The 9,649-nt window shown below is 40.6% G+C and carries 7 protein-coding genes, 2 pseudogenes and 1 other annotated feature; of the genes and pseudogenes, 6 read left to right on the top strand and 3 right to left on the bottom strand.

All coding sequences use genetic code 11. The features are described from left to right. Window positions 1–375, bottom strand: a pseudogene (locus tag FTV13_RS15055) (transposase); the annotation flags it as partial. Between the two features lie 63 nt (window positions 376–438). Between FTV13_RS15055 and FTV13_RS15050 the strand changes: the two are divergent. Then, window positions 439–1,143: an IS6-like element IS1006 family transposase gene (locus tag FTV13_RS15050; RefSeq protein WP_001067784.1), complete on the top strand. Its 705-nt coding sequence runs from the start codon at window positions 439–441 to the stop codon at window positions 1,141–1,143. A gap of 65 nt (window positions 1,144–1,208) precedes the next feature. Here FTV13_RS15050 and FTV13_RS15045 read toward each other — a convergent pair whose 3' ends face one another. After that, window positions 1,209–1,748, bottom strand: a complete 540-nt coding sequence (locus FTV13_RS15045) for a plasmid replication DNA-binding protein (protein WP_096902770.1) — start codon at window positions 1,746–1,748, stop codon at window positions 1,209–1,211. A 130-nt stretch (window positions 1,749–1,878) separates the two neighbouring features. Further along, window positions 1,879–2,886, bottom strand: coding sequence for a replication initiation protein (locus tag FTV13_RS15040; protein ID WP_096902771.1), 1,008 nt, complete (start codon window positions 2,884–2,886; stop codon window positions 1,879–1,881). Window positions 2,887–5,078: 2,192 nt separating this feature from the next. Here FTV13_RS15040 and FTV13_RS15035 point away from each other — a divergent pair. The 5 genes and pseudogenes from FTV13_RS15035 to cml form a co-directional block, all read left to right on the top strand. Beyond that, entirely contained in the window at window positions 5,079–6,116 is a 1,038-nt protein-coding gene (locus FTV13_RS15035) for a hypothetical protein (RefSeq protein WP_180012500.1), read from the top strand. Then, the gene (locus FTV13_RS15030; protein WP_180012498.1) at window positions 6,116–6,805 is read left to right on the top strand and encodes a hypothetical protein; all 690 of its coding nucleotides are present in this window, start codon (window positions 6,116–6,118) and stop codon (window positions 6,803–6,805) included. The genes FTV13_RS15035 and FTV13_RS15030 overlap by 1 nt, the downstream gene beginning before the upstream one ends. Before the next feature lie 161 nt (window positions 6,806–6,966). Continuing rightward, window positions 6,967–7,533 (top strand): recombinase family protein, encoded by a 567-nt coding sequence (locus FTV13_RS15025; RefSeq protein ID WP_006581699.1) that lies wholly within the window; start codon window positions 6,967–6,969, stop codon window positions 7,531–7,533. 182 nt (window positions 7,534–7,715) lie between these two features. Next, window positions 7,716–8,688: pseudogene (locus tag FTV13_RS15020) on the top strand (IS3 family transposase). Continuing rightward, window positions 8,005–8,121, top strand: a sequence feature (AL1L pseudoknot). (Overlaps the previous pseudogene by 117 nt.) A gap of 151 nt (window positions 8,689–8,839) precedes the next feature. Next, window positions 8,840–9,649, top strand: an 810-nt coding sequence (cml, locus tag FTV13_RS15015) for a CmlA/FloR family chloramphenicol efflux MFS transporter (RefSeq protein ID WP_180012496.1), incomplete at its 3' end; no start/stop codon positions are given.

Genomic DNA, 9,649 nt, shown 5'->3' with positions numbered 1-9,649 from the left:
GCGCACGTTGCCGCCTCGTGTTAACGACAGCCGCTTCTCGGATACCGCCGGGCGGCTGATGTACCGGCACAGCCGTTCGAGCTTCTTGCGTTCATCGGCCCTGGCCGCCACGCCGGCGTGCAGGCTGGACCCGGCTACCTTGCCAATCCCGTCACCGAACGGATCACCACTGGTCGGCAGAGTTTGCAAAGTGAACACCTTTCGCCCCGCCTGTGAACCGACAGCGATACGGTAAGTGATCGAGTGCCCCAGCAGGGGTGTCATCGGGTCGTCATCCACCGCATCCGAGGCCAGATAGCTGTTTTCGACATCCCGTTCCAGCAGGCCTTGCCGTTCCAGATAGCGACCCACCCGGTGGGCGATGGTGTGCGTCAGCGGCACTGTTGCAAATAACCACGAATGGTAAGCTGAAGACTGTTTTAGCTAAAGGTGCAGCATATGAATCCTTTCCATGGTCGGCATTTTCAGGGCGAAATCATTCTTTGGGCTGTGCGCTGGTATTGTAAATATGGCATTAGCTATCGTGAACTGCAGGAAATGCTGGCCGAACGGGGTGTGAATGTTGATCACACGACTATTTACCGTTGGGTTCAACGTTATGCTCCTGAAATAGAAAAACGTTTACGCTGGTATTGGCGTAATCCTACAGATCTGAGCTCGTGGCATATTGATGAAACCTATGTAAAAGTGAATGGACGATGGTCTTATCTGTATCGTGCAGTCGATCAACGTGGCGATACCATTGATTTTTATCTTTCTTCTAGACGTAATACCAAATCAGCATATTGTTTTCTTGGAAAAATTTTAAATAATGTGAAGAAGTGGCAAATTCCACAAGTGATCAACACGGATAAAGCACCCACATATGGACGTGCTTTATCACGGTTAAAACGGGAAGGTAAATGTCCACCAGACCTTGAGCACAGGCAGATTAAGTATAAAAATAACGTGATTGAATGTGATCATGGCAAGCTAAAGCGGATCATCAGGGCCACATTAGGATTCAAATCTATGAAGACGGCTTATGCCACAATTAAAGGTATTGAAGTCATGCGTGCACTACGTAAAGGACAAGCATCGTCATTTTATTATGGTCAGCCTCAGGGTGAAGTGTGTCTAATCAACAGGGTTTTCGGTCTCTAAGTACTTTTTAAAGGGAACATCATCGACTCAAATCTCTATTTGCAACAGTGCCTTAAATAGTCCTATCATCCATAGGGCTTGAAAAAACGGCTCCAGAAGCCCCTTTTTTCTGGTTCTGGCTCAATATGTTCAGGGACTGGAATACGCTTATTTTCCTTTTGTTCCGGAGTAGTCAATCCGTCATCTTTCTGGTCTGGTTCTAGTTTAGGATTCTCTATCATCTCAGAATCAACAGGAGGAACAACTTTGTGCTCTTCTACCCCTGTTTTTGGTTGTTCAAGCTGACCTTTAAACTCAATTCTATGAGTCAAATCTTCTATGTGTTGCATCAAAGCCTTTTCTCTGTGATTGGCTAAGTCCAATTGATTTTTAAGTAATGAAATTTGATCTTTTAATACAGTTTCGACTTCTGACTGGACGTGTACATGTACATCCTTCTGTACGTGTTCAGTGCGTGTACTGGACTGAACACCTGAAGGATTTCCGTAGACTCTGATAAGTTCAGATAGATCTATAAGACCATCATGATCCCTTGATAATTCACCATTTTTTATAGCTTCGTATATTGTTGTACGTGATTTTTTAAAGGCTTTACTAGCGTCCATAACGCTAAATTTTGTTGTGTTCAATGGAATCCCTCAGTGCGTGTACAAGGATGTTCATCTGAACATTCTACCTAAACATGAAATTTATTTTGTATTAAAGCCTACTTTCTTTAGATAGGGGAGTAGCTCTTCAATTTTTTTGTTCAATAGTAAGGTCGACATTGAATTCTGCTAATTTTTCAATCCATCTATTACCTTCGTTGTTCTTAAAATCAGTTTTTATTCTTTCTACTAATTCGTCTGTAGTCTCACCAGATTCTTTGAATCTCAAGCTCAATTCTTCACTTTGAATTATCGTTAAATAAACCATTTTTGCAGTTATTTTATTTTGCGCTTGGTTACTACCAGTTTCACTTTGTTGATTAGCTCCAATAGTTTTCTTTTTTCTAACTATAAAATTAACATGACTAGCTTTGCGTCCTTCTTTCTTAACTGCTTTAAACTCAATAGTCAGTTCTGTTTTAGAGTTAATGTCATCAATATGAGGTTTAAGAATAGTACTTTTGAAATCTCTATATTCTGGGTATGAATTTTCTGCTAGACCTAAAGCACTTTTTAATTCTTTAATGGATACATCGAAATTAGAACGAAATTCATTTTGTACCAAGAATGGGTAAAGTTTTAAACCGTGACCATGTAAGGCAACAGCCGACTTAACTTTAAATTTTGTATACGAATTTTGTTTATTAAAAACATACATAATGTATAGGGCAAAATGCGTGAAAGAAATATAAAAACATCCATCCTTGTATGAGCATGTACTAATGAGTCTTGTTCGAATTTCTCGATCTTTTCCAGGATGATAAAAAACTACACTGTGGTCGTAGAGAGCATCTACTACTCGGTTTAAGGCTACATAAGCACTGCTTGGCTTTAAGCCCGTCAATTCAGCATATTCTTTAGCTGTTACAGTGAATTCTGTTGTTTCATTGGGATCTGATGCTAGCCGAACTTTAGGGCTAAAAAAGAATAGCAATTTTAGAATATCGTCTTTTGGTGATTTCTCATGCTTCAATTGCCAGAAAATATTTTGAAAGACAGCATAGTCTTTTGGATAACGTTTGGCAGGTGCTGCAAGAGGAAAAAGAGATTTGTCATGTTCCTCAAAATTTTTAATTTTCTTTAATGATACAGCCATCTAAAATCACTATTCTTCTATTATGTGGTGGTATTTTTAATACTATTCACCCCCACTTATTAAGTCAAGCATATCTTGATTACAACCTAACATTTCGCCCCCACTAACCTAACATTTCGCCCCCACTAACCTAACATTTCGCCCCCACTAACCTAACATTTCGCCCCCACTTAAAGTCAAAAACCTAACATTTCGCCCCCACTTAAAGTCAAAAACCTAACATTTCGCCCCCACTTTAGTGTCTGAAACACTGGTATAGCAACACATTGAGACTGGTCGTAAAGCTTTTTAAAAGCTTTTTAAAAGCTATTAAAAGCTTTTAATAAAGCTTTTAAAATTAATAAATGAAAAATTGCCCTTGGTTTTCGCTACGCTCAAACTCTATTGAATCTCGCTTTCGCTCGATTCGCCGGGGCAATTTTTTGGTTTATGTTTTCGTGAATTTAAGAAAAAGCAAAAGCAAGATCAAAAGCAACTCGGAATTCGCTTCGCTCATAGAGCTTTTTTACTCGCTACGCTCGGTCTAGGCTCAAATTTCTGCATATGATTTACGCTTATTTAGGCTTCACAGCTTAAAAAACGGTTTTTCAGAGAGTCTAGGCGCGAATTTTGGTGGTTCGCTCGTAGACACTCGCTCTATAGATGCTTATACAAGGCTTAAAATGGCGTTTTTTAGCCCGATTACAAAGTCATGTGATGAAATGATGGTTTTTGCTATGAAGTGGCTTAAATCGCAAATGAGAGCGAAATAGAGTTATTTTTATAAAGACAAACCCAGCCCCTAAGGGGCTGGGTTCTTAAAACCACTAGTTTGTACGTATTTATACTGCATCAACAGTTTGAAAATATCATTGTCGGCCAAGACAACTAATTTTCACGATTGTAGAATCGTTTTAAGACAGTTTTTTCGGTAAATCATGCTAGCCAAAGCATGTTGATACCACTCGAATATTACCGAAAAAAATCTGTTTTCAATCACCTTAAACATCACCAACTTATCGGCATAGACTTTCCCAATTAACAGCGCTTACGTTTTTATTCGCTCGAACTGTCTGCAACCTCGATGTAGCTAAGGTTTTGTACTGGTCTATTCTCTAACACTTCTAAAGACCGTCACCGATCACCACCTCGTTGTTTGCCTAGAATTGCTTTTCTGTGAACTCATCAATCAGAAATTAAATATCTACAACTCATACGGTGTGAAGTGCGCCCACGTTAGTTTCACTTGTCTTTGATTTCAATAAAAAACATTGAAATCGAGTAGTACGCTTATCTCTAACTTAACTAAAATCAATTCCATACTTCGCTAGACCGCAGTTCCAAGTCTTTTCTAGCTTATATTTCCTAGTTAAATTAATAAGGTAAAGCACTTACTCTACGCATATCGACTGCCATCAACTATTTTGTAGTTGTATGTTGACAGAGACGACCTTACAGGCTTGAGCTATCCATTGATCTGTCAGCAATTTGCAACGTATCTCTACGAATTCAGCAAATCACCGTACAGTACCGAACGATCCAGTTATTCACCTCACGCCCCTGACACCTTACGATGCCCTCAAAAGCCCACCTGTGCGCCTTGACTATGCCCTTGCGAAGCATCTGCCAAGCGGTTATTAACGCCATTCACCCAATCCTTGAGATGGCTCACCGTAACAAATAAAACAGGGTTAATTCACTAAGTTACCAGTCGCATGTTTTAAACGCTGATAACCCGTCAATTCCCGTGTCCGTGTCGCCCTACTTGCATCCTGTAAAAACAGGAACATAACTTTTGTAACAGGTAGAAAAGAGGAGTCACACCTCTCAGCCCCTATCGTAGCCGCGCCAGCTAGATTTCTCACGCACGCAGCTTCACCGATAAAAATTTTCACAACTTGGCACGTTGCGAAAATGGGTGATGTTGTTTGTTCATGGTTGGCAATCCATGAACAAACAATTTTTAAGGAAAATTGAATGTATGGATTGGCAGTCCAACGAAAAAACAATATCTACAAATCTGATCTTATGCGTATTAAATACCATGTCAAGTCGAATTTTTGGAACTGCTAATTATGCGATAGCATAATTCGGTTATAACTACCTATAACTAGTCTTTTAGATATAACTATTAAAAAAATCTTTGGAATACCTTTAAGAATCTACAAATGAAGGTATATTGATAATTAAATTTTTGGACTAAATAAGAAAAAATGATTTATTACACCACTGGCATAAAAGAGTTCACTCATACGACCCTTGCATGTTTCAGCAAAGGTTACGATTTGGGAATTTTGATTAAACCGAGCAGTTTTAGTAATGCAGAATCCATGCTTGAAAAGTGGAATGACCGCTATGGTTTGCTGAATACACCACAACAGCAGTATCGAAAATTTCTGTCCGGACAAAGTACGTTTTGTTGCATCGTTGCGAATGGCGGTTGTTTTCAGAAAGAAAATCTAACCGAAGCTGATTTTTATCGTTACTTGCGTGATAAATCGAAAAATGAAAATAAGTTATATACCCTTAGACCCCCGACTTTGCTTTTACTTTGCCGTGTAAATGACTTACTTCTACGTTTGCCTGATGGTGTGATTATTCAGAATAAATATGATCATCTTGATTATTTAAATGATCAAATTTCTAAACAGGTCAAAGGTGCTGAAACCTTTGGAAAGATATCCTTAACAGTGGGTGAATATACTTTTTTACAGCTCACAAAACGAGCCAAAAGTATCAAAGAATTGCAAGAAATGGGTTTAAGTGAAAATACCAAACATGCGACTAACTTTACATGGCGTTTGAAGCAAGAAGCGTTTGAGGCTGTGCGTCAACGTGGCGTTAATTTGGTAAATAGCTTTCAAAAAAATAAATCCAATACGGATGTAAAAGAACATTTTGAAAAGTACCTTTTAAGCCTTGAGGGCTATATTGGCTACCGTGGTGTACGTGTGCAGATCGGTAAGTTATATAGCATGTTCACGGCTTATTTTCAGTCAAAAATGAACCGTAGTTTTTTAGGTGCAGGTGGACGAAAGTTAAATCTAAGCTATGTCCGTGCTTCCACTCCAAAAATTAAAAATAATACGGAAATCCATACATATTTTAGGGCTATTAAAGACGAAGCCAATCAAAGCTCAAGAGAGCTACTTTTGGCATGGAAAAGCAGTGAGGAGGGTAAGAGGTTTTTAGCGTCCAAAAGCAGTGATGGCTATGTTTATAGCGATAGTTTTTACAAGGATATTGAGTGATGGCTAAAACCCCTTATTTCAATAAACGTAGGTGGCTTGAGAGCCGACAGGATGAAATTACCGAGCTGTACCGCACGGGTAAAAGTTGGCATGAAATTGTTGAGCATTTAAAAATTTCTCATGCCATGCCCTTTGCCCTGATTGAAGCCGATTTTTTTAAATATTGTGATTTTTTAGTTGATGAGGTTGCGACAAGTCACTTTGAGGAAAATATTGAGCTACAGCGACAGCTCACCGACTTTAAAAAGCAATTTTCTACAATAGAAAAAGCTAAAGAATCTCTAGAACAAGAGAATGAAGCCCTCAAAGAAAAAAACATAAAACTGACTGCTAGAGCAAAGCAGTTGATTCAAGAGTCTAAAGAGCAGGATGAATTTAATGAGGAAAGTCAAAAAATCAATGCCGATCAAGCGAAAAATCTTATTCAGCAGATCAATTTAAATAAACAACTGGAGCAATCCAATACTGCGCTATCACTTAAAAATGAACAGCAGAGCGAAAAATTAGAAAAAATTTCAAAATATATGGATGCTATTCAGGCTGAAATGGATAAGTTTTCAATGTCAGAGGTGGAGTATAAGGAGAAAATTAAAATAGCTCATGATACGATTTTTAGGCTTAAAGCAATGCTAACAGTGCTACTTGTAATATTGTTAGGTTTCGCCTTTAAATCAGGTTTATTTGCGTAGAAAAGACGATTTCACAGAAGATGCGACATTATGTAAATTTGGAGTATAGCCTAACGGAACAAAATAAAGTCTTAAAAAGCAACTCAAAAACCGTATTTATAGACTTAATATTTAATTTCGGTACAATATGTATTTAATTATCTAAACTCTAACGGTACAGAATGCCTAATCAGGTCGGATATATTCGAGTCAGTTCAACTGAACAAAATACTGAACGTCAATTAGATGGAATCAGCCTGGATAAGACCTTTACTGAAAAGGCAAGCGGTGGTAGCCGTGAACGTCCTCAGTTAAATGCAATGCTCGACTATCTGCGTGAAGGTGATACGGTGCATGTTCATAGTATTGATCGTCTGGCACGTAATACAAATGATCTGAACGAAATTGTGAATAGTCTGAATGATCGTGGTATAACCATTATTTTTCATAAAGAGAATTTGACCTTCAGTCATGATGTAGCACAATCGGCAATAAATAAACTCATGTTTCAGATGCTTGCTGCATTTGCAGAGTTTGAACGCTCCATGATCCGTGAGCGTCAAAAGGAAGGAATTGCAAAAGCCAAAGCGAAGGGCTTATATAAGGGAAGAAAGCGGAAGGTTGACTATGTTGAAATACGAAAAGCAATGGCTGAAGAAAATTCAACATTTAGAGGTGTTGCAGAAAAGTTTAAAGTAGGGATAGCAACAGTACAAAGAGCTTTAAAAGAAGAAACTAATAATCAATAAGGTTGATTAATGAAGACGCTTAGATATTCAAATTTAGAAAAGATCATGACCATTTATACTGAAATTTCTACTTATATTACATTTCATAATGCGACTGGTTTAACAGATATAAATAAATCAATGGAAGATTTTTGAACCGTACCGGGTTTGTCGGAGACCAAGCTTTCTGAGAGAATGTCCCGATGAAAAAAGTAAAATATACCCCTGAAATCAGAGAAAGAGCGGTTCAATTATTGATTGAATCCGAGAAAGATTATCCATCGAATTGGGCTGCGATCACCGCTATTGCTCCCTGAGCAGTATACTGCGCAAGGGTTGTACTCCTGAAACACTACGTGTTTGGTATCAAAAATATTTAGATAAACAAAATCCAGTTAAAGTACAGCAGCTTTCAGACCAAGAACGTATCAAACAACTCGAACGCGAAAATAAAGAACTGCAACGCGCCAATGAAATTCTACGTAAAGCAGCCGCTTTTTTCGCCCAGGCGGAGCTCGACCGCCCACACAAATAATGGTGGATTTTATCCATAATAATAAAGAGCTGTACGGAGTCGAGGCGATTTGTAGAATTTTACCGATCGCACCTTCAACCTATTACCGGACTCTAGATCTCTGTGAAAATCCAGAACATCGAGCAAAGCGAGATTTACATGACTTGCATCATGCTGAGGAGATTAAACGAATTTGGAAGGAAAGTTCAGGTCGGTATGGTGTACGTAAAGTCTGGCAAAAACTGAAACGTGAAGGCTATATTATTGCGCGCTGTACTGTTGCTCGATTAATGCAAAAGCTAGGTATAAAAGGTGTTTGGCGTGGTAAGAACAAACAAACCACCCGTAGCCGAGATGATCAAAAACGAGCGGATGACTTGGTAAAACGTAATTTTACTGCTGATCATCCTGACCAACTGTGGGTGAGTGACTTTACGTATATTCAAACAAATTCAGGCTGGGTTTATACTGCATTTATTATTGATGTGTTCTCACGAGCAATTGTTGGATGGAAAGTATCGACACGGATGAATACAGATATGGTGCTCGATGCATTGGAGCAAGCATTTAGGGCGGCAGAGGGGGCTGGAACGCTGAGTGCGCCCATGCCGCATTGCGAAGCAAAAGATAATCGGATAAAATGTAGCAATTCATATTCGTAAGCGTGGAGTAATCAGATGGGAAATTCCAAGTCAGCAGACAAGTAAGCCGCAACAACCAGTATTGTTGTTGCGGCGCTCTGTAAGGCTAGTCTCATCTGATTGCTGACGAGCAGACGTCGCCCGGTATTCCTTAATCGAGGGTTGATTCGTCATGACCACCACACGCCCCGCGTGGGCCTATACGCTGCCGGCAGCACTGCTGCTGATGGCTCCTTTCGACATCCTCGCTTCACTGGCGATGGATATTTATCTCCCTGTCGTTCCAGCGATGCCCGGCATCCTGAACACGACGCCCGCTATGATCCAACTCACGTTGAGCCTCTATATGGTGATGCTCGGCGTGGGCCAGGTGATTTTTGGTCCGCTCTCAGACAGAATCGGGCGACGGCCAATTCTACTTGCGGGCGCAACGGCTTTCGTCATTGCGTCTCTGGGAGCAGCTTGGTCTTCAACTGCACCGGCCTTTGTCGCTTTCCGTCTACTTCAAGCAGTGGGCGCGTCGGCCATGCTGGTGGCGACGTTCGCGACGGTTCGCGACGTTTATGCCAACCGTCCTGAGGGTGTCGTCATCTACGGCCTTTTCAGTTCGATGCTGGCGTTCGTGCCTGCGCTCGGCCCTATCGCCGGAGTATTGATCGGCGAGTTCTTGGGATGGCAGGCGATATTCATTACTTTGGCTATACTGGCGATGCTCGCACTCCTAAATGCGGGTTTCAGGTGGCACGAAACCCGCCCTCTGGATCAAGTCAAGACGCGCCGATCTGTCTTGCCGATCTTCGCGAGTCCGGCTTTTTGGGTTTACACTGTCGGCTTTAGCGCCGGTATGGGCACCTACTTCGTCTTCTTCTCGACGGCTCCCCGTGTGCTCATAGGCCAAGCGGAATATTCCGAGATCGGATTCAGCTTTGCCTTCGCCACTGTCGCGCTTGTAATGATCGTGACAACCCGTTTCGCGAAGTCC

Source organism: Acinetobacter sp. YH12235, assembly GCF_013417705.1.
Classification (GTDB): Bacteria; Pseudomonadota; Gammaproteobacteria; order Pseudomonadales; family Moraxellaceae; genus Acinetobacter.
The sequence above is the reverse complement of the archived record's forward strand: the minus strand, read 5'-3'. Positions and strand labels throughout refer to the sequence as shown.